Annotated in this window: 28 protein-coding genes, 1 pseudogene and 1 riboswitch; of the genes and pseudogenes, 14 read left to right on the top strand and 15 right to left on the bottom strand. The window is 68.0% G+C overall.

All coding sequences use genetic code 11. The annotated features are described in order from the left end of the window. Nucleotides 1-12: 12 nt before the first annotated feature. A complete protein-coding gene (locus AB0313_RS08540) occupies nucleotides 13-831 on the bottom strand; it encodes a DUF1206 domain-containing protein (protein WP_307304201.1) in 819 nt (272 codons plus the stop codon). 212 nt (nucleotides 832-1,043) lie between these two features. Between AB0313_RS08540 and AB0313_RS08535 the strand changes: the two genes are divergently transcribed. Both AB0313_RS08535 and AB0313_RS08530 read left to right on the top strand, forming a co-directional pair. Next, complete coding sequence (locus tag AB0313_RS08535; protein ID WP_366304857.1) at nucleotides 1,044-2,624, top strand: hypothetical protein; 1,581 nt, start codon at nucleotides 1,044-1,046, stop codon at nucleotides 2,622-2,624. A gap of 4 nt (nucleotides 2,625-2,628) precedes the next feature. After that, nucleotides 2,629-3,075 carry a hypothetical protein gene (locus AB0313_RS08530; RefSeq protein ID WP_141945508.1) on the top strand — a complete coding sequence of 149 codons (447 nt, stop codon included), beginning with the start codon at nucleotides 2,629-2,631 and terminating at the stop codon, nucleotides 3,073-3,075. Between the two features lie 41 nt (nucleotides 3,076-3,116). Here the strand turns inward: AB0313_RS08530 and trmB are convergent, their stop codons facing one another. Both trmB and AB0313_RS08520 read right to left on the bottom strand, forming a co-directional pair. After that, entirely contained in the window at nucleotides 3,117-4,040 is a 924-nt protein-coding gene (trmB, locus tag AB0313_RS08525; protein WP_141945512.1) for a tRNA (guanosine(46)-N7)-methyltransferase TrmB, read from the bottom strand. 103 nt (nucleotides 4,041-4,143) lie between these two features. Continuing rightward, on the bottom strand, nucleotides 4,144-4,455 hold the full coding sequence (locus AB0313_RS08520) for a hypothetical protein (protein WP_366304855.1): 312 nt from the start codon (nucleotides 4,453-4,455) through the stop codon (nucleotides 4,144-4,146). Between the two features lie 260 nt (nucleotides 4,456-4,715). Here AB0313_RS08520 and AB0313_RS08515 point away from each other — a divergent pair, with 260 nt between their 5' ends. Then, nucleotides 4,716-6,062 carry an MFS transporter gene (locus AB0313_RS08515; RefSeq protein ID WP_174237568.1) on the top strand — a complete coding sequence of 449 codons (1,347 nt, stop codon included), beginning with the start codon at nucleotides 4,716-4,718 and terminating at the stop codon, nucleotides 6,060-6,062. An 8-nt stretch (nucleotides 6,063-6,070) separates the two neighbouring features. Further along, nucleotides 6,071-7,468 carry an MFS transporter gene (locus tag AB0313_RS08510; RefSeq protein ID WP_366304853.1) on the top strand — a complete coding sequence of 466 codons (1,398 nt, stop codon included), beginning with the start codon at nucleotides 6,071-6,073 and terminating at the stop codon, nucleotides 7,466-7,468. Nucleotides 7,469-7,473: 5 nt separating this feature from the next. Here the strand turns inward: AB0313_RS08510 and AB0313_RS08505 are convergent, their stop codons facing one another. Continuing rightward, complete coding sequence (locus AB0313_RS08505; RefSeq protein WP_366304851.1) at nucleotides 7,474-8,241, bottom strand: class I SAM-dependent methyltransferase; 768 nt, start codon at nucleotides 8,239-8,241, stop codon at nucleotides 7,474-7,476. A 314-nt stretch (nucleotides 8,242-8,555) separates the two neighbouring features. On the opposite strand from AB0313_RS08505, the gene AB0313_RS08500 reads away from it, so the two are divergent. Continuing rightward, nucleotides 8,556-10,457, top strand: coding sequence for a DEAD/DEAH box helicase (locus AB0313_RS08500; RefSeq protein ID WP_366304849.1), 1,902 nt, complete (start codon nucleotides 8,556-8,558; stop codon nucleotides 10,455-10,457). A gap of 108 nt (nucleotides 10,458-10,565) precedes the next feature. On the opposite strand, the gene AB0313_RS08495 is transcribed toward AB0313_RS08500, so the two are convergent. From AB0313_RS08495 to AB0313_RS08455, 9 genes and pseudogenes are all read right to left on the bottom strand, one after another. Continuing rightward, nucleotides 10,566-11,012, bottom strand: a complete 447-nt coding sequence (locus tag AB0313_RS08495; protein WP_366304936.1) for a hypothetical protein — start codon at nucleotides 11,010-11,012, stop codon at nucleotides 10,566-10,568. A gap of 67 nt (nucleotides 11,013-11,079) precedes the next feature. Then, a pseudogene (locus tag AB0313_RS08490) lies at nucleotides 11,080-11,589 on the bottom strand (permease); the annotation flags it as partial. A 111-nt stretch (nucleotides 11,590-11,700) separates the two neighbouring features. Further along, nucleotides 11,701-12,351, bottom strand: coding sequence for an MBL fold metallo-hydrolase (locus AB0313_RS08485; protein WP_141945529.1), 651 nt, complete (start codon nucleotides 12,349-12,351; stop codon nucleotides 11,701-11,703). Between the two features lie 5 nt (nucleotides 12,352-12,356). Then, entirely contained in the window at nucleotides 12,357-12,674 is a 318-nt protein-coding gene (locus AB0313_RS08480; RefSeq protein WP_366304846.1) for an antibiotic biosynthesis monooxygenase family protein, read from the bottom strand. A gap of 47 nt (nucleotides 12,675-12,721) precedes the next feature. After that, on the bottom strand, nucleotides 12,722-13,750 hold the full coding sequence (locus AB0313_RS08475; RefSeq protein WP_141945533.1) for an aldo/keto reductase: 1,029 nt from the start codon (nucleotides 13,748-13,750) through the stop codon (nucleotides 12,722-12,724). Between the two features lie 32 nt (nucleotides 13,751-13,782). After that, nucleotides 13,783-14,409, bottom strand: a complete 627-nt coding sequence (locus AB0313_RS08470; RefSeq protein ID WP_366304844.1) for a nucleoside/nucleotide kinase family protein — start codon at nucleotides 14,407-14,409, stop codon at nucleotides 13,783-13,785. A 9-nt stretch (nucleotides 14,410-14,418) separates the two neighbouring features. After that, the gene (locus AB0313_RS08465; RefSeq protein ID WP_366304842.1) at nucleotides 14,419-14,784 is read right to left on the bottom strand and encodes a multidrug efflux SMR transporter; all 366 of its coding nucleotides are present in this window, start codon (nucleotides 14,782-14,784) and stop codon (nucleotides 14,419-14,421) included. Beyond that, nucleotides 14,784-15,107 carry an SMR family transporter gene (locus tag AB0313_RS08460; RefSeq protein WP_366304840.1) on the bottom strand — a complete coding sequence of 108 codons (324 nt, stop codon included), beginning with the start codon at nucleotides 15,105-15,107 and terminating at the stop codon, nucleotides 14,784-14,786. The genes AB0313_RS08465 and AB0313_RS08460 overlap by 1 nt, the downstream gene beginning before the upstream one ends. 10 nt (nucleotides 15,108-15,117) lie before the next feature. Continuing rightward, nucleotides 15,118-15,183, bottom strand: a riboswitch (guanidine-III (ykkC-III) riboswitch). A 68-nt stretch (nucleotides 15,184-15,251) separates the two neighbouring features. Further along, complete coding sequence (locus AB0313_RS08455) at nucleotides 15,252-15,821, bottom strand: HutD family protein (protein WP_366304838.1); 570 nt, start codon at nucleotides 15,819-15,821, stop codon at nucleotides 15,252-15,254. Nucleotides 15,822-15,923: 102 nt separating this feature from the next. Between AB0313_RS08455 and AB0313_RS08450 the strand changes: the two genes are divergently transcribed. After that, nucleotides 15,924-16,535 (top strand): phosphoribosylanthranilate isomerase, encoded by a 612-nt coding sequence (locus AB0313_RS08450; protein WP_141945544.1) that lies wholly within the window; start codon nucleotides 15,924-15,926, stop codon nucleotides 16,533-16,535. A gap of 101 nt (nucleotides 16,536-16,636) precedes the next feature. After that, entirely contained in the window at nucleotides 16,637-17,053 is a 417-nt protein-coding gene (locus tag AB0313_RS08445; protein WP_141945546.1) for a YccF domain-containing protein, read from the top strand. 87 nt (nucleotides 17,054-17,140) lie between these two features. On the opposite strand, the gene AB0313_RS08440 is transcribed toward AB0313_RS08445, so the two are convergent. Continuing rightward, entirely contained in the window at nucleotides 17,141-18,010 is an 870-nt protein-coding gene (locus AB0313_RS08440) for a DUF4031 domain-containing protein (protein WP_366304835.1), read from the bottom strand. A 116-nt stretch (nucleotides 18,011-18,126) separates the two neighbouring features. Between AB0313_RS08440 and AB0313_RS08435 the strand changes: the two genes are divergently transcribed. The 5 genes from AB0313_RS08435 to clpB all read left to right on the top strand — a co-directional run bounded on the left by AB0313_RS08435 (nucleotide 18,127) and on the right by clpB (nucleotide 24,130). Then, nucleotides 18,127-18,537: a TOBE domain-containing protein gene (locus AB0313_RS08435; RefSeq protein WP_366304833.1), complete on the top strand. Its 411-nt coding sequence runs from the start codon at nucleotides 18,127-18,129 to the stop codon at nucleotides 18,535-18,537. Then, the gene (modA, locus tag AB0313_RS08430) at nucleotides 18,534-19,382 is read left to right on the top strand and encodes a molybdate ABC transporter substrate-binding protein (RefSeq protein ID WP_366304831.1); all 849 of its coding nucleotides are present in this window, start codon (nucleotides 18,534-18,536) and stop codon (nucleotides 19,380-19,382) included. The genes AB0313_RS08435 and modA overlap by 4 nt, the downstream gene beginning before the upstream one ends. Next, complete coding sequence (locus tag AB0313_RS08425) at nucleotides 19,379-20,269, top strand: ABC transporter permease (RefSeq protein WP_366304829.1); 891 nt, start codon at nucleotides 19,379-19,381, stop codon at nucleotides 20,267-20,269. Before modA ends, AB0313_RS08425 begins: the two co-directional genes overlap by 4 nt. After that, nucleotides 20,266-21,342: an ABC transporter ATP-binding protein gene (locus AB0313_RS08420; RefSeq protein ID WP_366304827.1), complete on the top strand. Its 1,077-nt coding sequence runs from the start codon at nucleotides 20,266-20,268 to the stop codon at nucleotides 21,340-21,342. Before AB0313_RS08425 ends, AB0313_RS08420 begins: the two co-directional genes overlap by 4 nt. 145 nt (nucleotides 21,343-21,487) lie before the next feature. Further along, on the top strand, nucleotides 21,488-24,130 hold the full coding sequence (gene clpB / locus AB0313_RS08415; protein ID WP_366304825.1) for an ATP-dependent chaperone ClpB: 2,643 nt from the start codon (nucleotides 21,488-21,490) through the stop codon (nucleotides 24,128-24,130). Nucleotides 24,131-24,176: 46 nt separating this feature from the next. On the opposite strand, the gene AB0313_RS08410 is transcribed toward clpB, so the two are convergent. After that, nucleotides 24,177-24,857, bottom strand: coding sequence for a septum formation family protein (locus AB0313_RS08410; RefSeq protein WP_366304823.1), 681 nt, complete (start codon nucleotides 24,855-24,857; stop codon nucleotides 24,177-24,179). A gap of 271 nt (nucleotides 24,858-25,128) precedes the next feature. Between AB0313_RS08410 and AB0313_RS08405 the strand changes: the two genes are divergently transcribed. Next, on the top strand, nucleotides 25,129-25,362 hold the full coding sequence (locus tag AB0313_RS08405; protein ID WP_018772127.1) for a DUF3073 domain-containing protein: 234 nt from the start codon (nucleotides 25,129-25,131) through the stop codon (nucleotides 25,360-25,362). A gap of 224 nt (nucleotides 25,363-25,586) precedes the next feature. Then, nucleotides 25,587-26,363, top strand: a complete 777-nt coding sequence (locus AB0313_RS08400) for a VOC family protein (protein WP_366304821.1) — start codon at nucleotides 25,587-25,589, stop codon at nucleotides 26,361-26,363. Nucleotides 26,364-26,369: the final 6 nt, after the last annotated feature.

Here is a 26,369-nt window from a genome sequence, read left to right as displayed (position 1 = left end):
TGCTGCCGGCGGTTACCTGGTCATTTTGGCCAGCCGGGCGCGCATGATCATGTACGCGCCGTAGCAGACCAGCCCCGCTCCCACCGCGGCCAGCAGGTAGGGTCCCATAGGCTGGTCACGGAGGGCCCGCAGGCCGCCGTCCAGGCCGGTGGAGTCCTCCGGGTGAGCCTTGATGGTGGCGATGACGATGAGCAGCCCGGTCAGCAGCAGCACCAGGCCTTTGGCCAGGTACCCGGCAATACCCAGCGAGAGCACTGCCTTTTTGGCTGCAGCGGCCGCCGGCATCCGCAACTGCTTTTCAAAGCTCCGCTTCGGGCCCCGCATGCCGTAGGCCACGCCCGTGACGGCGACTGCCAGGCCGATCACGACCAGCACCGCCACCCCGCCCGGCGCGCCCATCATGGAGATGGTGAAGTCACTGGTGGCCTTCCCATTGTCGTTGCCCGTGCCGGTACCCATGGCGAAGTGCCACAGGGTCAGGGCAAGGACACCATAGACGATCGCCTGCAGGGCTGCCTTGGCCTTGTTCTTGACCTTCTTCTTGGTGGCCTGGTGGTTGAAGTCGAAAATCGCGTCACCGGCCTGCCACAGCGACAATGCCGAGCAGGCCGCGAAGCTTCCCCACAGCAGGAACGGACCCACGGGCATGGTGGCCAGCTCGGCCACGGCGCCGCTGAAATCGGCGTGCCCGGTGCCGCCCATGGCCAGCCGGACGGCGATGGCACCCACCAGCAGGTGCAGGATGCCGCTGACCGCGAACCCGGCCCGGGCCAGGAACTCAAGGACCCGGGAATTGGTGACATCCTCGGCCTTGTCAACAACCTGCTTCAGTTCTTCTTTGATCGTCTTTCCTTTGGACAGGCGCGGTAATGCGCTGGCGTGCGTGCCCTTCCTACAAGGCCAATCGTCCCACGCCGGCCGGGTGGGTAACAGTTTGCGGGCAATCCCCAGGCCATGGGGAGGAATGCCCATCGTCCGGATACACCACCTGTGCAACCATAAGGACCAGCGATTGACATGTACGCACATTTCCCGGGGGAACAATGACTTTTTACGGCGCAGACATCAGCCAGTTGCGGGCGCTGGCCAAAGCGGCGGACCAGGCAGCGTCCCTGCTGAGCAGCCGCGCCGGCTCCCTGCACAGCCAGATCCAGTCGGCGCCGTGGAAGGGCCGGGACGGGGAACGCTTCCGCCAGGAATGGAGCGGCAGCCACCGGCCCAGCCTGGACAAAGTGGTTGCCAGCCTGCGGGAGAACTCAAAGATCCTGATGAAGCAAGCCGACGAGCAGGAGAAGGCCTCCACTGCCGGCACCGGCGGCTCCGGCACCAGCACCTGGGACCGGCTCACCTCCCTGGCCTCGCAGGCCAGGGAGTGGTTCCAGGAAAAGGCCGAAGCCGCCCGGGCTGCCGCTGAACACCGCCGGGAGTTGGAAGCGGGGCTGGGCCGGATGCTCGACGCCACCCCGGCAGAACAGGCAAAGTGGTGGGCCGGATTGTCCGACGCCGACCGCGCCTACCTGATTGAGGGCGAGGGCGCCGACGGTCCCTTCGCCGACGACCTCATGCGCATGGACAGTGGTATCCCCGCAGCCGCGCAGGAGTTGGCCAAGAAGCACCTGCAGGAGCTGGCCAGGGCGGATACCCCGATCTACACGGAGACGGGCAAAGCCTCCATCGAAGCCCGGGTCGCCTGGGTCCACGGCGGCGCCGAGGTAGGAACTGAAGTGGTGGAAAACGCCGACGGCTCCGCCACCGTTAAGGTGTATGGAAACCTGGGCCTGGGCGTCAACGACACCAGCGGCACCGTGGGGGCCACGATGACCGGGGAGGTCTCCCGCGAGTACACGTTCGCCAGCCTGGCGGAGGCCATGGCCGCCCGCGGGCAGATGTACCGTGACCTTCCGCCGGACACCATCGGTGAAATCAAGGGTGTGGCAGGAAATCCTCCCGGGTACGTCCTGGACACCATCAACGACGCCGCCAGGGACAACGGTTCCACCGGGCAGACGGACAAGGCCAAGGGAACGTTCTCGCTGGATGCGTCGGGCGAGTCCGGCACGGCATCCGGGGGTGCCAAGCTGGATCTGGCCTACGAGCGGAACCTGACGGACGGCACCTCCACTGCCAGTGGGGAGGTCTCCGCGCAGGGCCAGCTCAAGCTGGACGGCCGGGTCTTTGAAGCTTCCGGCAAGGCCGGGCTGCAGGTCAACATGGACCAGGCCAACACTATCCATTCTGTGTCCGTGTCGATGGACGGGACCATGGCCCAGGGCGTCGCATCAGGCGTGAAGTCTGAAGCCGCGAAGTTCGATTCCACCGTGACGGCAGGAACCCAGGGCACCGTCAAGATCGATGTCGACTACTCCCCGGAGAACCGGCCCATGATCGACAGCTACCTGCGCAACGTTGCGCTGGGCAATGACGCCGGTGCCGCCCGTGACGCCGCCAGGCTGTACGAGGCCGGCTCCGCCACCGTCCAGGTGAACTCCGTGGTGACTGCCTCCAATGAGGCAGGGTTCGATGTCAAGGTGGGCGAGGTCAAGGTCAGCACCGAGAACCAGGCCACCACCAACGTCTCCACGTACTATAAGGTCCCCAACGACACCAAGCTCGAGAGGCTCTGAAACCATGTCAGTGCACATCGAATCCCCGCTGGGCTTCACCGCAGACTTTCCCGAGCACACCCAGGTCCTGGACGACTCCACGGCCGGCCCCAACAGCGAGCAGTACGGACTGCTCGGCGGCGTCCTGGTCACTGTGATCAAGGACGACACATCCGTGCAGGATGCTCCGCAGGCCAACGGATGGGCACATCTGATGTCGGATTTCTATCGCGAGGAGCGCGGCGGGACACTGCTGGCCGAGGGGGAGCTGAACCTGCCCGGCAAGTCCGCGTACGGCGTGGTTGTGGGTTATGACGACGCCGAAGGGTCGGCAAAGGTGGCAGCCACGGTAGGCGTGTGGGCGAGCGGCCGGTTCATCGGCGTGGTGGTGATCTGGCCGTACCTGAACCCTGAGGCGGAGCCCAGGCTGGACATGCTCAAGGAGATCGTGGCCGCCATCAACGTGGGCTAGCGCCCACGCCCCACCCGTCGGGCGGCCCGCGGTTCAGCGGGTCAGCGGCGGCGGTAGCAGAGGTCGAAAATCATCCGGCCCGCCTCGTGGGCCTTTGCCTCGAAGCTGGTCCTGATCCTGCCTTCGAACCGCGGGGCCCAGCCACCGGTTTCGTCCACCCCTTCATTGGGGCCGGTGTGTTCCGTGCTGACCGGAGCGCGCCCCTCGCGGACGGGAGCCCCGCCCACAACGGATTCGACGCCGGACTGCCACACCTGCGTCAACGGACTTTCCGGCCCCCGGCGCTCACCGGTGTGCAGGTTCTCGAAGTCCTCTGAGCCTGCCATGACGTCCCTGACGTGGACCGCATAGTTGGACCAGTCGGTGGCGATCCGGAACAGGCCGCCCGGCTTCAGCGCCCGGGCCGCCAGTTCCGCGAACCCAGGCTGGATGAGGCGCCGCTTGTGGTGCCGCGACTTGTGCCACGGATCCGGGAAGAAGACCCACAGTTCGCTGACAGAGCCCTCGGGCAGCATGGTTGCCAGCACTTCCGGAGCGTTTGCCTCCACCACGCGCACGTTGTCCAGGCCCCGGCTGTTGATCTTGATGATGGTGTTGGCCAGCCCCGGAGTGTAGACCTCCACTGCCAGGAAATTCGTGTCCGGGTTCTGCTCAGCTGCATGGCAAATCGCGTCGCCCAGGCCCGAGCCGATTTCGACGATGAGCGGGGCTTGGCGGCCGAACTCTGCCGTGGCGTCAAAAGTGTAGTCGGGGTGCACCGAGGTGTTGGCTACATGCCGCGGAACGTTGATTGCCCACCGCTCGGCGTGCTCAGCCCAGGCCGCCTGACGGCGGCCCTGCAGCCGGGTGCCGCGGCGTACGAAGCTGACCGGGCGGCCTCCGTAGGTGCCGAAGGAGGCCTGGGTTCCGGGCGTGACAGGCCTGGGGACATGCGGCTGCTGGGGGTTTTCGGGGGATTCGCTCATCCCTTCCAGAATAGCGCCGCTGCGCCTTCCCAAGTGGTCACGGTCCCAAGCGGGCACGGTGGAACCGCCCTCACGGCGGCATCAGCATGACGCGAAAGTCCTGTCACTGCATCATCTGCATGAAGCCGACCGAGAGAATGAGGCCGATGGCAAAGACCGCCCCCGACACGCACAGTGATGCTGTTGCCATACCCTTGGCAAACCCCTGCTGATGCGGGCTGCGGACTACAGAGATGGCCAACCCCGTGGAAATGGCTCCCAGGACCAGCGGCAGGCTCCACAAAACCAGGGGCGCCACCCACGGGAGCTTTGAAGGACCGTTGTATGGGAAGGTCAGCAGCAACGCGAAAGCGGCAAAGAAGCGGGTAACAAACAGGCTCAGGGGCGCAAGGAGCGTCAGGATAAGGCTGGCCACGGCCTTCCCGGACCCTTGCGTGTTGGGCGCCGGCGATTGAAGGACCGGGCGTCTTTCATCAACTGGAACGGTTTCCTGTGAATCCATGGAGATCCTCTACTTCCGGTGTCAGTCTGTCTGCCGAGCGGCAGGTTTCGGCGCGGTTGCGGGGCCAACCGGGCCGCTTTCCCCAAAGCTACGGATCTGCGCGGAGGTCCGGCAGGGTGCAGTTGCCGCATGTGGAAAACTTCGCACCCCGGCTCTCCTGCGAGAATGGGCGCATGATGGACGCAACGAATGCCGAAGCGGGGAAGCAGCGGCGCACGGCCGACTCGGGGACCGCCGGGGGCAGGACCCGGACGGGCAGCAGCCTGGTGGACCCCAGCACCCTGGTCGATGCCGAGATCGATGAACTGCCGGCGGCGGAGCCCACCCGGGTGGGCGGCCGGCGCGCCCTGGCCTACCTGGGCGTGTGCCTGGTCCTGATCGGCCTGAATCTGCGCAGCGTCTTCTCCAGCCTGTCCGCGGTCCTGCCGGAAGTAACATCGCAGGCCGGGCTGCCCGGCTGGTCCGTGGTGGTGCTGACCACCGTTCCCGTGACACTCCTGGGCGTGTTCGCGCCGCTGGCCCCGGTGCTTGCCCGCCGGTTCGGCGCGGAACGGGTGCTGCTGGGCGCCATGGCATTACTGACCGCCGGGCTGCTGCTGCGGCCCGTGGATGCCGGGGCCGTGATGGGCGCTGCCGGACACCTGCCGGCCTTGCTGATGGGAACAGCGGCCTGCGGTGCAGCTATCGCTTTATGCAACGTCCTACTCCCGGGCCTGGTCAAACGCGACTTCCCGCACCGGCTGGGCCTCATGGGCGGCCTCTACACCACCGCAATCTGCGCCTCCGCGGCGCTGGGGGCCGGATTCACCTACCCGGTCTACACGGCCACGGGGGAGTGGACCAAGGCGCTGTGGGTGTGGGCGCTTCCCGCCGCCGTCGTGCTTGTGCTGTTCCTTCCCGTCGCCGTGCGGCAGGGGACTGTCCGGCGCCAGGCCGTCCGGGACGGAGTCAATGTGTGGCGTTCACCGGTCGCCTGGCAGGTGACCATCTTCATGGTGCTGCAGGCCATGATGTCCTTCAGCGGTTTCGCCTGGCTGGCACCCATCCTCCGCGAAAGGGGTGTTGACGGGGCCACCGCCGGACTGATCGTTGCCGGCTGCATCGTGCTTCAGATGCTGGGCTCGCTGTTCGCGCCTGCGCTGGCCGCGAGGTTCCGGGACCAGCGCACCATCAACACCGTGGTGGCGCTGATGACCGGTAGCGGCTTCGTGCTCAGCATCCTCGGTCCGCTCAACCTGATCTGGGTGTGGGCCGGCCTGCTGGGCCTGGGCCAGGGCAGCCTCACCGCCTGCGCCCTGACCCTGATCATGCTGAGGACCCGGGACGGGCATACTGCGGCCCACCTGTCCGGCATGATGCAGGGAGTCGGCTACGGGGTGGGCTCCACGGGCACCCTCATGGTGGGGCAGCTGCACCAGGCCACGGGGTCGTTCGTTCCTGCGGGCGTCCTGTTCATGGTGGTGGGCCTGCTCGCTGCGGTCTTCGGCTACAGGTCCGGCCGGGACCGGTTCGTGGGTTAGGAAAAGCCGTGCAGGACTCCACGCTCCCGGCCGCGCACCAGGCCACCGGGATCTTCCGGCCCCCGTACATCTGGGTGACCGTGGGGACCTGCGCCCTGGTATTCCTCTCCGCCTTCGAATCCCTTGCCGTCACCACCATCATGCCCCTGGTCAGCCGGGAACTGAACGGCGGAAGCCTCTATGCCCTGGCCTTCGCCGGGCCGATGGCCACAGGGGTCATCGGCATGGTGGGCGCCGGGAACTGGTCCGACCGGCGCGGGCCTGCCATGCCGCTGTACGCCTCGGTGGCATTGTTCGTTCTGGGCCTGCTGATCGCTGGAACTTCGGTTTCCATGCCCATGTTCGTCTCGGGCCGCCTGGTCCAGGGGCTCGGCGGCGGCGCCCTCACCGTGGCGCTCTACGTGCTGGTGGCCCGGTTCTTTCCCGGACCGCTGCACCCCCGGATTTTTGCGGCGTTTTCCGCCGCCTGGGTGGTTCCGTCACTCGTGGGACCCTTCGCCGCCGGCGTGGTGGCCCAGGTCTTCAGTTGGCACTGGGTGTTCCTGGGCGTGGTGGGGCTGGTCATTCCCGCGCTGGTGATGGTCGTGCCGGTCCTGCGCGGCCTGGATGAGCCTGAAGACGTTGGCCGGGCACGGGCTGCTGAGCCGCCCTGGGCCATCCGCCGGCTCGGGTGGGCGGCGCTCGCCGCGGTCGCGGTGCTGGGGCTCAACCTCTCCGCGGACGTCAGCATCCCGGCAATGCCGGCGGCCACGGCGCTGCTGGCGTGCGCCGCCGTCGTGCTTGCACTGGTGGCCGTCCGGCCTCTGGTTCCCGCCGGCACCCTCGCCGCCCGCCGCGGGCTCCCCAGCGTGATCCTGGCGCGCGGGCTCGCGTCCGCGTCCTTCTTCGGTGCGGAGGTGTACCTTCCGTACCTGCTGATTGACCAGTTCGCGTTCCCGCCCACACTCGCGGGCCTGACCCTGACCGGGGGAGCGCTCGCCTGGGCCGGCGCCGCAGCGGTGCAGGGCCGGCTGGGTGCCCGGCTGCCGCACCGGAGCGCAGTGCAGGGCGGGGCGCTCATGGTCCTCGCGGCAGTGCTCCTGGCCCTTGCCACCACGGCGCTGCATTGGCCGGCGGCCGTCGCGATCGCCGGGTGGGTGCTGGCCGGCGGCGGAATGGGCCTGCTCTACCCGCGCCTGAGCGTGATGACCCTGGCGCTGTCCACCAAGGAAAACGAGGGCTTCAACAGCTCCGCCATGTCCATTTCAGACTCCCTGGGCGGGGCGCTGTCCCTGGCCACCACCGGGATTGTCTTCGCAGCATTTACGACGGCGGTCCAGTCCTTCGCCGGCGTGTTCGCCTTCACCGCGGCCATCGGGGTGGCCGCGGCACTGGTGGCGCCGAGGGTCATCGCCGGCAAGGCCTGAGGCGGTCAGGCGAGGCGGGTGGCGCGCAGGACGACGTCGGCGATGACCGCTTCCTGGCCGTCCGGCCCCGTCACCGGCCGTTCCCGGTTGGTGAGGACCTCGATCTGCCAGTCGCCGCCGTCCAGGCCGAGCTCGCGCACCAGCTGCCCACCCGTGTAAAGCATGTTGCGATGCTGATGGAGGTCGGCGCCCCAGGGCGGCAGCTGGTCCGGGTGATGGCCCACCACCAGCAGGGTGCCGCCGGGCTTGACGGCGCCCGCGGCCGCACTCAGCGGGATCCGCCAGTCGAGCTCCTGGGAGTGCAGGAACTGGGACGTGACCAGGTCGTAGGAAGCCTTCGGCTGCCACTGGGCCAGGTCCGCCAGCTGCCAGCTGATCCGGCCGCCGATGTCCGCGCTGGAGGCGTGCACGCGTTCCCGGGCCAGTTCCGCCAGTTCATGCGAATGCGCCCGTTCAAGGGCGACGGCGGACACGTCGACGGCGGTCACCGACCAGCCTTGCCGCGCAAGCCAGATGGCGTCGGCACCTTCGCCGCAGCCCAGGTCGAGCGCCTTTCCCGGACGCAGCCCGCCGGCTTCACGTACCAGCTGGGGGTTGGGCTTACCGCTCCAGAGCCTGGTCTTGCTGCGGTACCGCTCGTCCCAGACTGCTGCGGCGCCCATGCTGCCGCCGGCCCCTTCCTGGCCGCCGCCGTCGTGAGCCTGTTGCCCGTCCGGTCCATCGTGTGGTCCATGCTGTTGCGTGTCCTGTTGCTGCCCGGGGTGTTCGCTCATGCGTCAACACTGCCCCGCCCGGCCGTCGAAGGCAACGGCGGAAACCGGTGCCCGGCTGCGGGATGCTAGACTGGAGGAACTTGATGTGCAGTGATGCCGCCTGCTCCGGATCTGGAGTTCCTTCCAGGGAGTGGGCTTTTTTCATGTGAGAGGCACATCCTGCGTCGATGAACGCGTTCCATTTGGTCCCGGCCGGCTGTCCTATTTACAGCGCCCGGTTGACCACCTGACTTTTCTTCGGCGAAACCCCCGGTCCAACCGGATTCGGGGGCCGATATCCGCCCGGATACCGCCAGAAAGACCGTAAAAACTACATGACTACTTTTGCTGCCCTCGGTACTCCCAAGGCACTTGCAGACACACTCTCCGCGCAGGGAATCGTTGAACCGTTCCCCATCCAGGTGAAGACCCTTCCGGACACGCTGTCCGGGCGTGACGTCCTGGGCCGCGGCCGGACCGGATCCGGTAAGACCATCGCTTTCGCCATCCCGCTTGTAGCAAGACTCGCTGAGCGGGAAGCCAAGCACTTCCGCAAGCCCGGCCGCCCCATGGGCCTGGTCCTGGCGCCCACCCGTGAACTGGCAACCCAGATCAACGCCACCATCGAGCCGCTGGCCAAGGCCGCCGGCCTGAACACCACCGTGATCTACGGCGGCATTTCGCAGGCCCGGCAGGAGAAGGCGCTGCGCGCCGGCGTCGACATTGTCATCGCCTGCCCCGGCCGCCTGGAGGACCTGATCCGCCAGCGCATCCTCACCCTTGAGGCCGTCGAGATCACCGTTCTTGACGAGGCCGACCACATGGCCGACCTCGGCTTCCTGCCCGTGGTGAAGAAGCTCATGGACATGACCCCCAGCCAGGGCCAGCGCCTGCTCTTCTCCGCCACCCTGGACAACGGCGTGGACAAGATCGTCCAGCGCTACCTGTCCAACCCGCTCACGCACTCCGTGGACGACCCGCAGGCAGCGGTGACCACCATGGAGCACCACGTGCTGGTGGTCAACGACCAGACGGTCAAGAAGCAGCTGATCGTGGAGCTCGCCTCCGGCGCCGGCCGCCGCGTCCTGTTCATGCGGACCAAGCACCACGCCCGCAAGCTGGCCAAGACGCTGACCGACGCCGGCATCCCCGCCGTGGACCTGCACGGCAACCTGTCGCAGAACGCCCGTGACAGGAACCTCGCCGAGTTCTCCAACGGCGACGTCCGCGTCCTGGTGGCCACCGACGTTGCCGCCCGCGGTGTGCACGTCGACGACGTCGAACTGGTCATCCACGTGGACCCGCCCACCGAGCACAAGGCGTACCTGCACCGCTCCGGGCGCACCGCGCGTGCCGGTTCCGACGGCACCGTGGTCACGCTGACCCTTCCTGAGCAGCAGAGCGACGTCAAGAAGCTCATGAAGGCTGCCGGCGTGGACGTCAGCTTCGAGCGCGTCACCGCCAGCTCCCCGATCGTTGCCGAGCTCGTGGGCGAGATCGCTGAGAAGGTTGATCCGCGCACCCGCGCTGCACTGCTGGCTGCCAAGGCACCCAGGCAGGGCGGCGGCACCTCCACCGGCGCCAACGCGGAGCGCAAGCGCGCACGCCGCCAGGCTGCGCCGAGTGCCGGTGGCCGTGGCGGCCGCGGTGGCCGTGGCAAGGTTTCGGCCGAGCCCGCCCGCAGTGACGCCCCCCGCGCAGAACGCCGCGCAGCAGCTTTCGAAGGCCGGACCGAAGCCCGCGCCGCCTTCGACCGCAACGCAGAGCAGAACGAGGACCGCGCTGTTGCAGCCGCGGCCGCCCGCCGCAATGCCCGCGGCCGCGGCACCGCCTCGACCCACCGCAACGACGTCCCCGCAGCAGGTGGCCGCTCATCGGCCGGCCGCGGTTCCGACGGCCGTGCAGCAGAGGGCCGGGGCGATTCCCGGATCACCCGCAGCGACGCCCCGCGCGGCGGCTCCGGCCGTCCGGCCTCAGGCGGACGCCCGGCGTCCGGCGGTGGCCAGCGCGGCGGGCGCCCGGCAACCGGCCAGCGTGCGGCGGCAGGTGCCTCCGGTCAGCGTTCGTCAGGCGCCGGCGGCAGCAAGGCCGTATGGTCCTCCAACACCGGCGGCACCTCCGGCGGCTCCTACGGTTCCGGTAACGGCGGCTCAGGTAACGGTGGTTCCGGCCGGCCCGCCCGCAGCGGCCCGCGCCGTGCTTCGGCTCCCGCATCCAACGAGCGCCGCGGCCGGTAGCCGCCGGCAAAGATGCAAAGAGTGGGCCCACACCAGCTTCCCGCGGGTGTGGGCCCACTCATTTTTTTGACAGCTGCCAGCCGCGGTCGTGGCCATGGCCAGTCCTGATCACGTCAGTGCGGTCATGGCGAGCGCGCCCACCAGGCCCATGCCCATGACGGCGAACCCGATGGCAACGATCACCCGGCCGGGGAAAGCCCTGCGGACCATGAGCATGGACGGCAGGCTGAGGGCCGGGAGGGTCAGCACCAGCGCTCCCAGGGGACCCATTCCCACCCCTGCGGCCATCAAGGCGCCGATGATTGGAATTTCCGCCGCGGTCGGAATCACGAACAGGGTTCCGCCGACGGCGAGCAGGACGGCTGCGGCGACACCCCACGAGGCGAGTGCGCCGGCCTCAGGGAACAGCCAGCCCCGGAAGCCGCCAAGCAGCATCACAACCACCGCATACTCCGGCAGGAGGCGCACCGCCAACCTGGCCAGGGCCTTGGTGAACCTGCCAACAGCGCCGGCGGCAGTTCCGGTTTCGGCGACGTCCTCCTCCGGTTCGGCCACCCGGGTCTCTTTTCGCCAGGCGGCCCACCAGCAGCGTGACGCCGAAAACAAGGACCACCCCCGTGCCAACACGCACCGCGACGAACTGCCAAGGCAGCACAAAGGCCATGAACGCCAGGGCAGCCGGATTAAGCACCGGGTTCCCCAGCCAGTACGCGAGCGCGGAGCTGACTGGAACCCCTCTGCGGCGGACGTTCAAAGCCACAGGTGCCGCGCAGCACGTGCACATCATTGACGTCATCGACAGAAGTCCGCCCCAGACCGTGCTTGCCGCCGGTCCGCGCCTGGCCTGGAACAGCGCGAGCAGCCGACGGGCCGGAAGGAACGCCTCTACCGCCGCGGCCACGAGCAAGCCGGCCACGAGCGCCTGCCAGATCGACCCCAGGTAACCGAGGCTGTACTCAAGGGCAGTGTTCCAGGACGGGGGCGGCGGCGCGCTTGCCTTGCCGGACAGGATGGAGTTGCCCAGCGAGTGGCTGCGGGCCACCACCGGGATCTTGAGGGCATAGGGGTACCACTTGGCCCAGCTGAGGACCGCGATGGCGATCCCTGCCGTGGCCAGCGTTCCCACAAGCATTCCCCGCCGATAACGTTGGGCGGTATCCGGCATGGGCTCCGCAGCCGGCAGCCCCTTGTCCTGGGGTTCGGTGCCGACAGCAATGTCCTTCATGAATTTTCCGGACCCCGGCTACCAGCCACGGGCCCGCCATTCGCCAAGGTGCGGCCGCTCGGCCCCCAGGGTGGTGGGCTTGCCGTGGCCGGGATGCACGATCGCGGTGTCCGGGTAAGCGTCGAACAACCGCCCGGTGACGTCGGACAGGAGCTGGGTGAACCGCCCCGGATCCTTCTGCGTATTGCCCACCCCGCCGGGGAACAGCGAGTCTCCGGAGAAGATGTGCGCCGGGCCTTCCGGGTCCTCGTAGACGAAGGCGATGGAGCCGGGGGTGTGGCCGCGCAGGTGCACGGCCGCCAGCTCAAAGCCGTCCACGGCTACCTTGTCCCCGTGCCCAAGCCGCCGTTCCACCGGAACAGGCAACGCATCGGCGTCGTCGGCCCCGGCGGCGGTTGGAGCGGAAGTTGCCTCCACCAGCTCCTTCAGCGCCCGCACGTGGTCCCAGTGCTGGTGCGTAGTGGCGATCAGGGCAAGGTGTGCCTCGGCGCCGGTGTCCGCGGAACCGTCGGCCAGCAGCTGCCGGATGGCGGCAAGGTCGTCTGCGGCATCAATGAGCAGCTGCGCGCCGCTTTCCTTGGCGGTCAGCAGGTACACGTTGTTATCCATCTGGCTGACGGAGATGCTGCGGATGGTGAGCGCCGGCAGGTCGTAAAGAAGTGAGTCCATGGGCTTCAGTCCAGGGAGGGCTGCAGGTCGAGCGGCATGGTGGTCGAGTACACCTGCTTGGACGGCGGGGCGGCGAGGATCTCATGGAGCCCGCTTTTGCCTTCCGGCGTCTTCCGCCACGCCGCGTAGTCGTCGTGGTCCTGCGTGGTTGCCCAGGTTTCCACCACCAGGATGTGGCAGGGGTCCGTGTCATCAACCAGCGCTTCGATGCCCTGGTTGCCGGGCCATGCCCGGGTGGCGGCAAGGGTTTCGGAGAGGTACTTGGCGGCGTCGTCGCGGCGGGCCGGATCGACACGGACTTCGAAGTGGACGATGGCAGGCATGGTGCTCCTTGGGTTGGGGTGGAAACTGTCGGGCGTCGGCAATGCGCTTATTCCCGTCCTTCGGACACCCACGTGGGGTTCGCGGAACGGGATCCGACGACGGCGTCCGAGGCCGCGTCGAGGACCTCCAGGTGGGCGGGGGTGAGGTCCAGGGCCAGCGCGCCGAGGTTCTCGTCGATGCGGGCGGCTTTGCGGGTGCCCGGGATGGGGACGACCGGCAGGCCGAGCCGGCTGCCCTGGGCGAACAGCCAGGCGAGGGCCACCTGCGCCGGCGTGGCGTTGAGCTGGTCCGCCACGGACCTGACGGCATCCACGACGGCCTGGTTGGCGCTGGCGGCGTCGGGGGCGAAGCGCGGGATGTTCCGGCGGAAGTCCTTGGCGCCAAGGCTTGCCGTGTCAACGGTGCCCGTGAGGAAACCGCGGCCAAGCGGGGAGTAGGGGACGAAGCCCACGCCCAGTGCGGCTGCGGCGGGTACCACGTTGCGTTCCACGTCGCGGCTCCAGATGGACCATTCGCTCTGGACGGCGGCGATCGGGTGGACCGCCGACGCGTCCTGCAGTTCCTGCGCCGTCACTTCGGACAGGCCAAGATGCTTGACCTTTCCCTGCTTCACCAGTTCGGCCATGGCCCCCACGGTTTCCTCGATGGGCACGCGGACGTCGCGGCGGTGCATGTAATAGAGGTCGATCACGTCCGTGCCGAGCCGCTGCAGGCTCCGTTCCACGGCCTGGCGGACGTACCCGGCGTCGCCGCGGATGTCCGTGTAACCGTCTGTTGGGGTGCCCACCAGCGCGAACTTGGTGGCGAGCTGCACCTCGTCCCGCCGTTCCTTGAGCAGTTGGGAGATCAGCTCCTCATTGCTGCCGCCGCCGTAAATGTCCGCAGTGTCGATGAAGCTGACGCCGGCGTCAACGGCGTGGTGCAGCGTGCGCAGTGCTTCGGCGGGATCCACCTCGCCGTAAACGGGGGTGAGGGCCATGCCCCCAAAGCCGAGGCGGCTGACGGTGAATCCGTCGCCGAGCTGGACGGTGCTGCCGGGTCCGGTGCCGCTGCGGTCCGTGGGTGCGTTTGCCATGGATGCTCCTGTGTCGATTCCTGCTTTGAAAATTACAGCCAGGGGATGATGCGGTGGGCCGCCGGCCGGGTGGCCTGGATCAACCGGGCGTTGGCCTCATCCGGTCCGTTCGCCCAGGCGACCGCTGCTTCCCGGTCCATCCCGAACGACACATGCCGGTCTGCCAGCCTCTGCAGCCGGAGCGCAGGCGGGGTTTCCAGGAACCACACCTCGTCCAGCTGGGCGCGCACTTCCTTCCATGGCCCCTGCTCCGCCAGCAGGTAATTGCCCTCCGTGATTACCAGCGGAACGTCGGCGGGGACGGCGATGGAGGCCGCCACGGGCTCATCAATAGTGCGGCGGAACTCCGGCGCGTACACCACGTCCTCGTCCCGGCGAACCAGGCGGCGCAGCAGCGCAAGGTAGCCGCCGCCGTCGAACGTATCGATGGCACCTTTGCGTTGCCGCAGCGGGGTGCCGTCAATAATTGCGTTGCCCAGGTGGAACCCGTCCATCGGTACTACTACGGATGCCCCGGGGCTGAACTGTCCCTGCAGCCAGGCGGCGAAGGTGGACTTTCCGGACCCCGGCGCTCCGGCAATGCCGATGATCACGCGCGTCCCCGGCGCCAACCGGTGGCGCAGCGCGTCTACTGCCTGCGTGATCTCGGGGGAGTCCATGGCAAAAGCCTAGTCACTGCAGCGCGCAGCCGGAGCGTTATCTCCGGCCGGCAGTGCCTTGAGTCCCGCCGCGCAACCCACGATGCCCGCGATGAAGAACAGTTTGACGGTGCTGAAAGGTTCCGCCCCGGTGGCCATGGCCCAGCCCACCGTCAGCGCGGCGCCGATGCCCACCCAGATGGCGTAGGCGGTGCCCAGGGGAATCCTGCGGATGGCCATGCCCAGCCCCAGCATGCTGAGGGCGGCGGTGACGGCGAAGACGGCGGTGGGCAGCGGCCTGCTCAAACCGTCGGACAGGCCCAGGGCCGTGGCCCAGACGGCCTCCAGGACAGCGGACGCCAACAGCGCCAGCCACGGAAGGGTGCGCGGCACCATCACGCCACCACCTTCAGGCCAACCACGCACGCGGCGATGCCGGACAGCAGGAACAGGCGCGCCGCCGTCGGGCGTTCCACCCTGGTGGCCATGGCGTAGGCCGAGGTGAGCACAACGCCCACGCCCACCCACACCGCGTATGCGGTCCCTGTGGGAATTGACTGCATTGCGGCGGCAAGGCCGCCCGTGCTTGCCGCTACGGCGGCGAGGAACGCGGCGGCAGGAACGAGGCGGCGGCGTCCGGAGGCCTGGAAGGCCCGGTGCAGGGCAGCTGCCCACACGGCCTCGAGCGCTCCCGAAAGAACGAGGATTAACCACGACATGACCGGTTCCTTTGGCCAGTCTTGTCGCGTACCGGGTACTGAACCGTCGTCCGGAGGCTCGGGTGCGGAGCCTTGGTTTCCAAAATAGCAAGGCGCGGCGACGGGCTGCCAGCGTTGGTGCCCAACCTCACCACCCGCGGATGCCTAGGGCGTGGATTCGACCGGATCGACCGACACGACGGCCAGGAAGCCGCGCCCCAGGATCTCAGGGGAGTTCTCGTCCGAACCGGTCACTGCGTCATACCGGCCCAGGTCCACCGGCTCCGCACCGGCTTCGCTGGCCACGGCCTGCCCCTGGAGCAGCACCCCCAGCTGCCCTTCGAAGAGAGGGTGGGCCCGCTTTTTGGACAGCTCGATGATGGAGGTGTAGCCCTTGCATGCGGCCGCGCGGGTAATGACATTGAGGTCCCTGATGTCCCCCGTAGGCAGCTCCGCTGACGTGGCGGCGCCCCCATCAAACCGGAACGGGCGGTACTTTTCCATCGCGTGCCCGGCGCCGTCCACGGTGAGGACCAGCAGTTCGCCTTCGATGACCGTCAGCACGCGCTCCATGCCGGGGAAGACAGAGAAGTCACCCGCCTTCGCCACGTCCGCGATGCTCACCCGCCAGTTCCAGCCGCCGTCTTCGGATGCCTGGCGTGCGATTTCCCGGGTCACGCCGCCGCCGTTGCGCCACGGTTCGGCCTTGAGCTCTGCGAAGCGGATGATCTGCATCAGCCCAGCCTAGTTCCCCGTGTGGCCGGCGTCGCAGTTGGGCCGAGTCCCTGCTACTCTCCTGCGGGGGGTCAACGCGAAAACAGCCTGAAGGAGCCGGGAATGTTCGTCAAAGTGTGTGGTCTCAGCACGCCCGAGTCGGTGCGCGAAGCCGTGGATGCCGGGGCGGACGCCGTGGGGTTTGTCCTCACCGCCAGCCCCCGTGTTGTCTCGCCGTCGCAGGCGGCCTCCCTGCTGGCGGCAGTCCCCGCTGACGTCTCCCCGATCGGAGTGTTCCGCGACGAGCCCGTGGCTGACGCCATCGCCATCGCCCGGGCTGCGGGCTTGCACTGGATCCAGTTGCATGGCACGCGGTCCCGCGGCGACGTTGCAACAGTGCACGACGCCGGCATGAAGCTGGTCAGGGCCATCACCATGGGTGCCGCCCAGGATGAGTTCGAGGACTGGGGCGAGGACCTGCTCCTGATTGATGCCGCGGTGCCGGGCTCGGGGGAGTCCTGGGATTATGCCTCCGTTGCAGCCCTGCCCGTGCTCCAAGGGCGGCATTGGGTGCTCGCCGGCGGCCTCGACGCTGCCAACGTGGGAGCGGCATCAGCCGCCGCACACGCCTGGGGTGTTGACGTTTCCTCGGGCGTTGAAGCGTCCCGCGGCGTGAAGGACCCGGCAAAGATCCGTGCCTTCGTGCACGCCGCCAAAGCGGCCGCCACAGTCTAGGGGCCGGCTGCCGCCCTTACGCAGCGCAAGGGAGCAGGTTCAGGGCAGGATCAGGGGAGTCCCCCACGTTTTTGTCGGAGGGGTGGGGGCAGAATGGGTGCATGAAGACACTCCTGAACATCATCTGGCTGGTTTTCGGCGGCCTGTGGCTTGCACTGGGCTATTTCCTGGCGGGCGTGGTGTGCTGCCTGCTGATCGTCACCATTCCGTGGGGCATTGCCTCGTTCCGCATCGCCGCCTACACCCTGTGGCCGTTTGGCCGGATGGTGGTGGACAAGCCCGGCGGCACCGGAGTCTTTTCGTTGCTGGGCAACGTGATCTGGCTGTTGGTGGCCGGGATCTGGATCGCGATCGGGCACGTGGTGACAGCGTTCGCCATGGCCGTGACGATCGTTGGCATTCCGCTGGCCATCGCCAACCTCAAGCTCATCCCGGTGTCCCTGATGCCGCTCGGCAAGCAGATCGTGCCCAGCAATACGCCGTTTGCCAGGACCTACCCCGTCAGGACGTACCGCTAGGCCCGTCCGCCCGGGGCCCGGAACGCGTTGCCATCGGTGCCACTATCGGGTGTGCGCCAGCTGCCTGAATCTTTGCCCCGCGGGCGTTCAGGCAAGCTCGCCGTTCAGGTTGCGGTGCGCGGCGTCCAGCCACAGTTCCCGGGCGCGCCGGTGGTGGAACAGCGGGTCCAGTTCCAGCAGGTGGCGCACGACGGCGGTCCGGCCGGCTGCGAAGTCGGCGTCACCGATGTGCGCGTAGTCTTTCCGCACCGCGGCTACGTAGCGGGCGTACTCGTCCGGCCCGGTGCCAAGGATTGAAAGGTCCGCGTCGCACAGGAGCGCGCCGTCGTGGTCGCCCGGTCCGGCGCGGTGGTCCGAGGTGAGGCGCACCAGCCGCGCCGTTTCCGCCACTTCTGCCTCCGGCAGGCCGGCGTCGGCGAGGCGTTCTTCGGCAAGCCGGGCCGATTCCTCCTCGTCGCGGCCGGCTGCGCCGCGGTACACGGCGTCGTGGAACCAGGCCGCCAGCAGGACGGTGCGCGGTGGCTCATTCGGCTCCGCCAGCAGGTCCAGCGCCTCCAGCACGGAGAGCAGGTGGGTGCTCCCGTGGTAGTGGCGGTGGGGTTCGCTCCACCGGTCCAGCAGGTCCAGGAAGAGCGCGTCGTGGCCGGGCATGATGGCTTCCCAGCGGTTCAGCAGGGGCACCTTCAGAGACTTGTTCCGCCGGCGGGCCGGGATCCGCAGGCCGCTGGCAATGAGCTTGCGGACCAGCACCCGTGCCTCCACGGAGACCGCGCCGGCCGCCACGAGGTCGTCAAAGCGTCGTTCCGGCACGTCGTAATGGTCGCCGTCGAACGCCCGCTCGGGGATCCCCGCTGCGGCGGCGAACATGTGCAGCTCGTCCAGCGATGCATCCGAGACAAGGTGCGAAAAGTGCGTTCCGTGTGCAGGCCACAGTGGCGGGTCGATGTAGATGGCCATGGAAGGAGTCTAGTGCCGTCGGTCTTTTCGCCGGCCGGGCATCCGCAGGTGGCCCGCATCTTCATGTGCGTCTCAATGCAGTTTCCGCTGCCGCATATGCGGACTAGTATCACCTCATGGCCCTTATCCGCGTTTCCGAAGCCGCCCGGTTCCTGGGTGTCAGTGACGATACGGTGCGCCGCTGGACGGAGCACGGAACGCTCACCGCGCTCCGCGACCCCAGCGGCCGGCTCGCCGTCGACGGCCTGGAGTTGGCCGCCCAGGCGCAGAAACTGGCCCAGCTTCCCGATGATCCTAAAAACGGCAGCAGTTCCGCCCGGAACAGGTTCGTGGGGCTGGTAACAAATGTCATCACGGACAAAGTCATGGCGCAGGTGGAACTGCAGTGCGGGCCCTTCCGGGTGGTTTCGCTGATGAGCAGCGAGGCCGTGCGCGAGCTGGGCCTTGAGCCGGGCTCCGTGGCCACCGCCGTGGTCAAGGCAACCACCGTTATCATCGAGTCCCCGAAGGGCAGGGCCACCGCATGACCCGGCATGTTTCCATCCTGAAGCCGCGGTTTGCCGCGGCCATGCTTGCCCTGGGCATCTTCCTTCCGGCGGCACTCGGCGGGTGTGCCGCGGATGCCGGCTCCCCCAATACCGGCGCCCCGAATACCGGCGCCGGCTCCACACCGGGTGGCACCATCACCGTCTTCGCGGCAGCCTCCCTCAAAGCCACCTTCACCCAGCTCGCCCAGAGCTTCGAAGCCGAAAATCCGGGAACCACTGTCACGTTGAGCTTCGCGGGGTCTTCAGACCTTGCCGGCCAGATCAGCCAGGGCGCCCCTGCGGACGTTTTTGCCTCGGCAGACGCCGCCAACATGCAGAAGGTGGAAGACGCACGGCTCGCGGACGGCGCGCCAAAGGACTTCGCCACCAACACCCTGGCCATCGCAGTACCCCCTGGCAACCCGTCCGGTATCCAATCGCTGAAGGACCTGGCCCGGCCGGGCACCAGGCTGGTCATCTGCGCCAGGCAGGTCCCCTGCGGGGCCGCCGCAGCCAAGGCGGCGGCCGCGGCGGGTGTCACGCTGAATCCGGTCAGCGAGGAAAACGCGGTCACCGATGTCCTGGGCAAGGTCATCTCCGGGGAGGCCGACGCCGGGCTGGTCTACGGCACGGACATCAAGGGCGCCGGGTCCAGGGTTGCAGGCATCGCGTTCCCCGAAGCGGGGAGCGCGGTCAACACCTACCCGATTGTCGGAGTCGCCAACGGCCGGAACCGCGCCACGGCACAGGCCTTCATCAACATGGTCACGGGCGCGGAGGGACAAAAGGTCCTCGCCGCGGCAGGATTCGGGCCGCCCGCCACCCCTGGCGGAAGCGGCAAATGATAAGGAAAGGGGTGGCCACTCGGCAGCGGGTGAAGACGCGCACCCGGGTCCCGGCGTACTCCGGCATCCCGGGCTGGGTCCGCGTCCTTGCAGTCCTGGCGGCCGTCGTCGTCGTGCTTCCGCTGCTGGCCATGGTGCTGAAGGTGGATTGGGCGCACTTCATCCCGCTGGTGACGTCGGAGCCGTCGCTGACGGCGCTCGGCCTGAGCCTGCGGACCTCGGCGGCCAGCACCCTGCTGTGCGTCGTGCTCGGCGTCCCGCTGGCGCTGGTCCTGGCCCGGGATACGTTCCGCCTGCAGGGCCTGCTGCGGTCCCTGGTGCTCCTGCCCCTGGTGCTGCCCCCGGTGGTGGGCGGGATCGCGCTGCTGTACACGTTCGGCCGGCAGGGGCTGCTGGGGAAGACGCTGGATGTGCTTGGCCTGCAGATCGCGTTCTCCACCACGGCGGTAGTCCTTGCCCAGACATTCGTGGCGCTGCCCTTCCTGGTGGTGAGCCTCGAAGGTGCGCTGCGGACCTCAGGCTCGCGGTACGAGGCAGTGGCAGCCACCTTGGGCGCCCGCCCTGGCACCGTCTTCCGGCGCGTCACGCTGCCGCTCGTCCTGCCGGGCCTTGCGTCGGGCGCCGTCCTGTCGTTCGCCCGGAGCCTGGGCGAATTTGGTGCCACGCTGACGTTCGCCGGGAGCCTGCAGGGGGTCACCCGGACCCTGCCGCTGGAGATCTACCTCCAGCGCGAGACGGACCCTGATGCCGCCGTCGCCCTATCACTGGTGCTGGTGGCCGTGGCCGTCGCAGTGGTGGCCCTCGCGTACCGGCGCCCCGCCCTGGTTCGTCCTGCCCCGGCATCACGCACGACGGCGCCAGCGCCGGCAGGAGCGGACGTCCCGTGACGCTTTCATTCCACGCAGCCGTGGCCGCGCGTGGTTTCGACATTTCACTGACGGTCCGGCCCGGCGAAACCGTGGCCGTGATGGGACCCAACGGAGCCGGGAAATCCACGCTCTTGTCCGGCGTCGCCGGCCTGCTGCGTCCGGACGGCGGCCGCGCCGAACTCAACGGCAGGACCCTGTTCGACCTCGACGGCGGAAAGCGCACCTGGACGCCGCCCCATGCCCGGGGAACCGCCCTGCTCGCCCAGGAACCCCTGCTCTTTCCGCACCTGAGTGCCGTGGACAACGTCGCCTTTGGTCCCCGAAGCGCCGGAGTGCCTAAACGGGAGGCCAAGCAGCAGGCCCTGCGCTGGCTCAGCGAGGTGGAGGCCGAAGACCTCGCCCTCCGCCGCCCTGCCGAGCTCTCCGGTGGCCAGGCCCAGCGCGTTGCCGTGGCCCGGGCGCTTGCTGCCGATCCTGCGCTGCTGCTGCTCGATGAACCGCTGGCTGCACTGGACATCCACTCCGCCCCGCTGCTGCGCCGCCTCTTCAAACGGGTCCTTGCAGGGCGGCAGGCCATCATCGTCACGCACGACGTCCTGGACGCGCTGATCCTCGCGGACCGGGTGGTCATCCTGGAAAACGGCAGGATCGCCGAGGAAGGCCCCACGCGGGAGGTGCTGGAGCGGCCGCGCAGCTCCTTCGCCGCCGGCCTCGCCGGACTGAACTTCGTTCCCGGAACACTGCAGGGGGCGGGCGTGCGCACCGAAGAGGGCCTGCAAATCGCCGGCCACGGAGAGGACCCCGGTGGTTCCCGGGATCCAGCCCGGTTGTGCACGCCGGGCGGTCCAGGCGTTGCCGTGTTCCCGCCGTCGGCCGTTTCCGTGTTCCTGGATGACGCGCACGGCAGCCCACGGAACTCGTTCGCCGTCACCATCACGGACCTGGAGCCGCACGGGGACCAGGTCCGCGTCCGCGCCGGCAGCCTCGCCGCAGACATCACGCCCGCCGCCTCCGCAGACCTGGGACTTGTCCCCGGCATGACGGTGCATTTCGTGGTCAAAGCCGCTGCCGTTGCCGTGTACGGGGCGTGACGCCGCGCCGCCGGCCTTGTCCGCGGGGGACCTCCGGCTCTGGACAGCTGTTTCGCCGTGGGCAAACATGGCAAGTGGACCTCGCCGTCCAAAGTTGAGCGTAGTAGACTCAACTTAGTCAACAAGCCCCCGAAAGGAGCTCTCTTTGGACGTCAAATTCACCACCAAGAGCCAGGAGGCTCTTTCGGCCGCGGCAATGAATGCCTCAACAGCCGGCAACCCCCAGGTGGAACCTGCCCACCTCCTCAAAGCGCTGATGGACCAGCGGGAGGGCGTGGCCGTTGCGCTCCTCCGCGCCGCCGGCGCGGATCCCGATTCCGTCAGCGTCCAGGCCAGCGGCGCCATCAAGGCCCTGCCCGCCACGTCCGGCGGCTCCAGCCAGCAGGCGCAGCTGTCCCGGCCCGCACTGCAGGCGATCCAGCATGCCAAGGAAGAAGCTGACCGCCTGGGCGACAGCTTTGTCTCCACGGAGGTGCTCCTGGTGGGCCTGTCCGCCGGCAATGATGCCGCGGCACGCGCGCTGCGTGACGCCGGCGCCTCCCGCGAAGCCCTCCTTGCCGCCCTTCCCGGCATCCGCAACGACCGCAAAGTGGACAGCCCGGATCCGGAAAACACCTTCCAGGCGCTGGAGAAGTACGGCACGGACCTTACCGCCATGGCCCGCGCCGGCAAGCTGGACCCCGTGATCGGCCGCGACTCGGAAATCCGCCGCGTTGTCCAGGTCCTCTCCCGGCGCACCAAGAACAACCCGGTACTGATCGGCGAACCCGGCGTAGGCAAGACCGCCGTCGTGGAAGGCCTGGCCCAGCGGATGGTGGCGCAGGACGTCCCGGAAAGCCTGCGCGGCAAGACCCTGATCTCCCTGGACCTGGGCTCCATGGTGGCCGGGGCCAAGTACCGCGGTGAATTCGAGGAGCGGCTGAAGGCGGTCCTCGAAGAGATCAAGGGCTCCGAGGGCCAGATCGTCACCTTCATCGACGAGATCCACACGGTGGTGGGGGCCGGTGCCACCGGCGACTCCTCGATGGACGCCGGGAACATGCTCAAGCCCATGCTGGCACGCGGCGAGTTGCGGCTGATCGGTGCCACCACCCTGGACGAGTACCGCGAAAACATTGAAAAGGACGCGGCGCTCGAACGCCGCTTCCAGCAGGTCTATGTCGGCGAGCCCAGCGTGGAGGACACTATCGGCATCCTCCGCGGCCTGAAGGAACGGTACGAAGCGCACCACAAGGTGTCCATCGCCGACTCCGCCCTGGTAGCGGCCGCCACCCTGTCCAACCGCTACATCTCGGGCCGCCAGCTGCCGGACAAGGCCATCGACCTTGTGGACGAGGCCGCGTCCCGCCTGCGGATGGAGATCGACTCCGCTCCGGAGGAAATCGACCAGCTGCGGCGCCAGGTGGACCGGCTCACAATGGAGGAACTGGCGCTGGCCGGTGAATCGGATCCCGCGTCCGTGGAGCGCCTCGCCGCACTTCGGGCTGACAAGGCGGACAAGGAAGAAGAGCTTTCAGCCCTGAACGCCAGATGGGAAGCCGAGAAGGCCGGCCTCAACCGGGTGGGTGACCTGAAGGCCAAGCTCGACGAGCTCCGCTCCGCCGCTGACAAGGCCCAGCGCGAGGGTGACCTGGAAACTGCCTCAAGGATCCTTTACGGCGAAATTCCGGCCCTTGAGCGGGAGCTGAATGCCGCTGCCGAGGCTGAGGCCGCCGTGACCGACAAGTCCGCCCAGATGGTGGCCGAGGAAGTGACCGCAGAAGACATCGCCGAGGTTATCTCCGCCTGGACCGGCATCCCCGCCGGCCGCATGCTGCAGGGCGAAAGCCAGAAGCTGCTGCACATGGAAGAGGAGCTGGGAACCCGTTTGATTGGCCAGTCCAAGGCCGTGACCGCGGTATCGGATGCCGTCCGGCGTGCCCGTGCGGGTATCAGCGACCCCAACCGCCCCACCGGCTCCTTCCTGTTCCTGGGCCCCACCGGCGTCGGCAAGACTGAGCTGGCCAAGGCCCTGGCGGACTTCCTGTTCGACGACGAACGCGCCATGGTGCGCATCGACATGTCCGAGTACGGCGAGAAGCACAGCGTCGCCCGGCTGGTCGGGGCGCCTCCGGGATACGTGGGCTACGAGGAAGGCGGCCAGCTGACCGAGGCGGTACGCCGTCGTCCGTACTCCGTGGTGCTGCTCGACGAGGTGGAGAAGGCGCACCCTGAGGTGTTCGACATCCTCCTGCAGGTGCTCGACGACGGCCGCCTCACCGACGGCCAAGGCCGCACCGTGGACTTCCGCAACGTAATCCTGGTGCTCACCTCCAACCTGGGCAGCCAGTTCCTGGTGGACCAGACCATGGATGCCGAGGCCAAGCGCAATGCCGTCATGGCGACCGTAAATGCGTCCTTCAAGCCTGAGTTCCTGAACCGGCTCGACGAGGTGGTGCTGTTCGACGCCCTCACGGTGGAGGAGCTGGCGCACATTGTGGAGCTGCACGTGGCGGAACTGGGGCGGCGGCTGCACGAGCGGCGGCTCACCCTGGACGTCACCGACGGCGCCAAGGCATGGCTGGCGCTGTCCGGCTACGACCCGGCCTACGGTGCCCGGCCGCTGCGCCGCCTGGTGCAGCGCGAGATCGGGGACCGGCTGGCCAAAGCCATCCTTGCGGGCGAAATCAGTGACGGCGACACCGTCCTCGTGGACACGGCGCCGGACTTTGGCGAACTCACCAACGACAACGTGGACACGCTGACCGGCGCCCCAAGCTCCGGGCTGTCGGTGCGGCGGAAGGGCTAACAGGCGGCCGCAGCTCCGTAGGCGTGCTGTCCCGGCGGGTTGACCGTCAGGGCAGCACGCTCGCGTTAATGACGTTGCCGCCGTCGGCCGTGACGTAGCAGTCCACCCTGCGGTCGCCCGACTGCCAACTGGTGGTGCTGGGGTAGCTGCGCTGGTAGTTGAGCTGGAACTGCTTTGCGGCGGGGCCGAGCTTGGCCGCCTGGCATACCTCCAGGGCCTTGGCCTTGAGGGCATCGGCGCCCGGGTACGCAGCACTGTCCGGGTAGCGGAGGGTGGCCACGAGCTGCGCCGAGTGGCCAGTGTCGCAGGCAACCACGGTGGAGGCCAGTCCCTGGGGATCGAAATCCTTGAAGCAGTCACCTACCGCGTAGGCCGCCGGCGCGACGCCATCGCGGGGGAGCGGCTGGGCGGTGGCGGGCGGCGTCGCGGCAGTCTGCAGCACGGCCGGCGCCTGGTTCTTCTCCGTGTCGCCGCCGGAAGAAGAATTCAGCCAGAGGGCAAGCCAGGCCAGGGAGCCTGCAACGGCCACGATAACGACGATGAGGAACGCTCTCCACAAAGCCGGTCTCCTGTTGGCGTGCTGATCCGGTGCGGGATCATGGTGCTGTTGGGGCCACGTGACTGATTCAGGGGCGGGTGCCGAAAAAGGGCCGCCGGCTTGGATTTTTGGCAGGCTTCCGGTGCTGGGCGGGGACGCGGGTTTGGGCGGGATGTCCTGGTGGTTCACGGGTGCGCATCCTCCTGGTTTTGGTTCCACGGCCCGCCGGCGGCCAGGCAAAATCTGCAGTTGTTAAGTGACTCTACCGAAGAAAAATGCCGGAATCCCGCGGGTGGAGGTGCGTCATGGTACCCGACAGGCCGCTCGTGGCCGATCGGCGGCGAGCGGGGCCCGCCGAAAGCATGTAATCTAGGTGTACGACAAATTGACCAAACATTCCGGGGCCTCACCGATCGCCAAGGTGACCACCTCCGGTCCAAGTACAAAAGGGGGTCACGCCATGGGGCGCGGCCGTCAAAAGGCAAAAGCTACCAAGCAGGCTCGGGATATTAAGTACTACTCCCCGAACACTGACTACTCGGCACTTCAGCGCGAGCTGACAGGCCCAGGCAGTCGGTCAACGAGCCATTACTCGAATGAGCCGGTTGAGCCGGACTATTCGGCTTATGTGGACAAGTACGCGGATGATTTGGATGACGATGACGACGAGGTAGACAACCGTCGCATCGGCTAGTTGTCGCAAGCCTGCCGTGGTCCCTGGCCCGGCTGCTGTGGCGCCACTGCACATACTGATTCCGCAGGCAACTCTTTACGCGGATGCAGCGAATGTGCGGAATCTCCTCTTGCCACCCGTTTCCGGGTGACCGCTTACTTTGCGGGGCCCGCTGACGCCCGGATTACCGGTGCGGCAGCGGGCTTTCCGTGTTGGCCGGCGCACCGCGTTGGTAACCTGACCGGATGACTGTTCGCACAACCTACGCCAACGGCGAGCCCTGCTGGGCAGACCTGCAGACCCCGGATGTTCCCGCCGCTAAAGACTTCTACGGCCGGATCTTTGGCTGGACCTACCAGGACTTTCCCACCCCGGATGGCCGCAACTACGCGCAGGCGTTTGCCCACGGGCACCTCGTGGCCACGATTGCCCCGCAAAGCCCTCTGCAGCTGCAGGCCGGCACAGCAGCGAAGTGGAATGTCTATTTCGCAGCCAAGGACGCCCCTGACCTGCTCGAGGAGTCACAGCACGCCGGGGGGACCGCGCAGTTCGGCCCGGAGCAGGTGGGCGACACCGGCGTCCTGGGCTTCCTTTCTCCTCCAGGCGGCGGCACCACGGGCATCTGGCAGGCCGGTACCCACTTCGGCAGCCACCTCTTCAACGAGCCAGGCGCGCTGGCCTGGGCGGAGCTCATCACACCCGAGCCGCAGGCCGCCGTCGGCTTCTTCCAGCAGCTTTTCGGGCATGAGGTCACCGAATACCCCCAGGACGACGGCGGCAGCTACAGTACCCTGCTCATCGGCGGCAACGAGGTGGCCGGCGTCGTTCCTGCGGACCCGGGCGACGAGGCGGACTGGCAGATCTACTTCGGCGTGGCGGAGGTGGGGGCGGCGGCAGCGGCCGCCCGCGGGGCAGGCGGCCAGGTCCTTGTGGAGCCGGATGAGCCAGCAGCGGAAGGCTCCCTGGCCACCATTGAGGATCCGCAGGGCGGGGTCCTGAACCTCATCCAGGTTTCTGCTTAAGACAGG

This window comes from Pseudarthrobacter sp. NPDC080039, assembly GCF_040702335.1.
Taxonomy (GTDB): Bacteria; Actinomycetota; Actinomycetes; order Actinomycetales; family Micrococcaceae; genus Arthrobacter; species Arthrobacter enclensis_A.
This window is presented reverse-complemented; position numbering and strand designations above follow the sequence as displayed.

What these genes read in the sequence shown, in the direction of transcription:
- AB0313_RS08515 (WP_174237568.1), top strand. Translation starts at nt 4,716, where the DNA reads ATGATGGACGCAACGAATGCCGAAGCGGGGAAGCAGCGGCGCACGGCC.
- AB0313_RS08530 (WP_141945508.1), top strand. Translation starts at nt 2,629, where the DNA reads ATGTCAGTGCACATCGAATCCCCGCTGGGCTTCACCGCAGACTTTCCC.
- AB0313_RS08460 (WP_366304840.1), bottom strand. Translation starts at nt 15,107, where the DNA reads ATGTCGTGGTTAATCCTCGTTCTTTCGGGAGCGCTCGAGGCCGTGTGG.
- AB0313_RS08440 (WP_366304835.1), bottom strand. Translation starts at nt 18,010, where the DNA reads ATGGCCATCTACATCGACCCGCCACTGTGGCCTGCACACGGAACGCAC.
- AB0313_RS08505 (WP_366304851.1), bottom strand. Translation starts at nt 8,241, where the DNA reads ATGAGCGAACACCCCGGGCAGCAACAGGACACGCAACAGCATGGACCA.
- trmB (WP_141945512.1), bottom strand. Translation starts at nt 4,040, where the DNA reads ATGAGCGAATCCCCCGAAAACCCCCAGCAGCCGCATGTCCCCAGGCCT.
- AB0313_RS08475 (WP_141945533.1), bottom strand. Translation starts at nt 13,750, where the DNA reads ATGGCAAACGCACCCACGGACCGCAGCGGCACCGGACCCGGCAGCACC.
- AB0313_RS08450 (WP_141945544.1), top strand. Translation starts at nt 15,924, where the DNA reads ATGTTCGTCAAAGTGTGTGGTCTCAGCACGCCCGAGTCGGTGCGCGAA.
- AB0313_RS08470 (WP_366304844.1), bottom strand. Translation starts at nt 14,409, where the DNA reads ATGGACTCCCCCGAGATCACGCAGGCAGTAGACGCGCTGCGCCACCGG.
- AB0313_RS08405 (WP_018772127.1), top strand. Translation starts at nt 25,129, where the DNA reads ATGGGGCGCGGCCGTCAAAAGGCAAAAGCTACCAAGCAGGCTCGGGAT.
- AB0313_RS08400 (WP_366304821.1), top strand. Translation starts at nt 25,587, where the DNA reads ATGACTGTTCGCACAACCTACGCCAACGGCGAGCCCTGCTGGGCAGAC.
- modA (WP_366304831.1), top strand. Translation starts at nt 18,534, where the DNA reads ATGACCCGGCATGTTTCCATCCTGAAGCCGCGGTTTGCCGCGGCCATG.
- AB0313_RS08535 (WP_366304857.1), top strand. Translation starts at nt 1,044, where the DNA reads ATGACTTTTTACGGCGCAGACATCAGCCAGTTGCGGGCGCTGGCCAAA.
- AB0313_RS08485 (WP_141945529.1), bottom strand. Translation starts at nt 12,351, where the DNA reads ATGGACTCACTTCTTTACGACCTGCCGGCGCTCACCATCCGCAGCATC.
- AB0313_RS08500 (WP_366304849.1), top strand. Translation starts at nt 8,556, where the DNA reads ATGACTACTTTTGCTGCCCTCGGTACTCCCAAGGCACTTGCAGACACA.
- AB0313_RS08455 (WP_366304838.1), bottom strand. Translation starts at nt 15,821, where the DNA reads ATGCAGATCATCCGCTTCGCAGAGCTCAAGGCCGAACCGTGGCGCAAC.
- AB0313_RS08445 (WP_141945546.1), top strand. Translation starts at nt 16,637, where the DNA reads ATGAAGACACTCCTGAACATCATCTGGCTGGTTTTCGGCGGCCTGTGG.
- AB0313_RS08435 (WP_366304833.1), top strand. Translation starts at nt 18,127, where the DNA reads ATGGCCCTTATCCGCGTTTCCGAAGCCGCCCGGTTCCTGGGTGTCAGT.
- AB0313_RS08480 (WP_366304846.1), bottom strand. Translation starts at nt 12,674, where the DNA reads ATGCCTGCCATCGTCCACTTCGAAGTCCGTGTCGATCCGGCCCGCCGC.
- AB0313_RS08425 (WP_366304829.1), top strand. Translation starts at nt 19,379, where the DNA reads ATGATAAGGAAAGGGGTGGCCACTCGGCAGCGGGTGAAGACGCGCACC.
- AB0313_RS08465 (WP_366304842.1), bottom strand. Translation starts at nt 14,784, where the DNA reads ATGGTGCCGCGCACCCTTCCGTGGCTGGCGCTGTTGGCGTCCGCTGTC.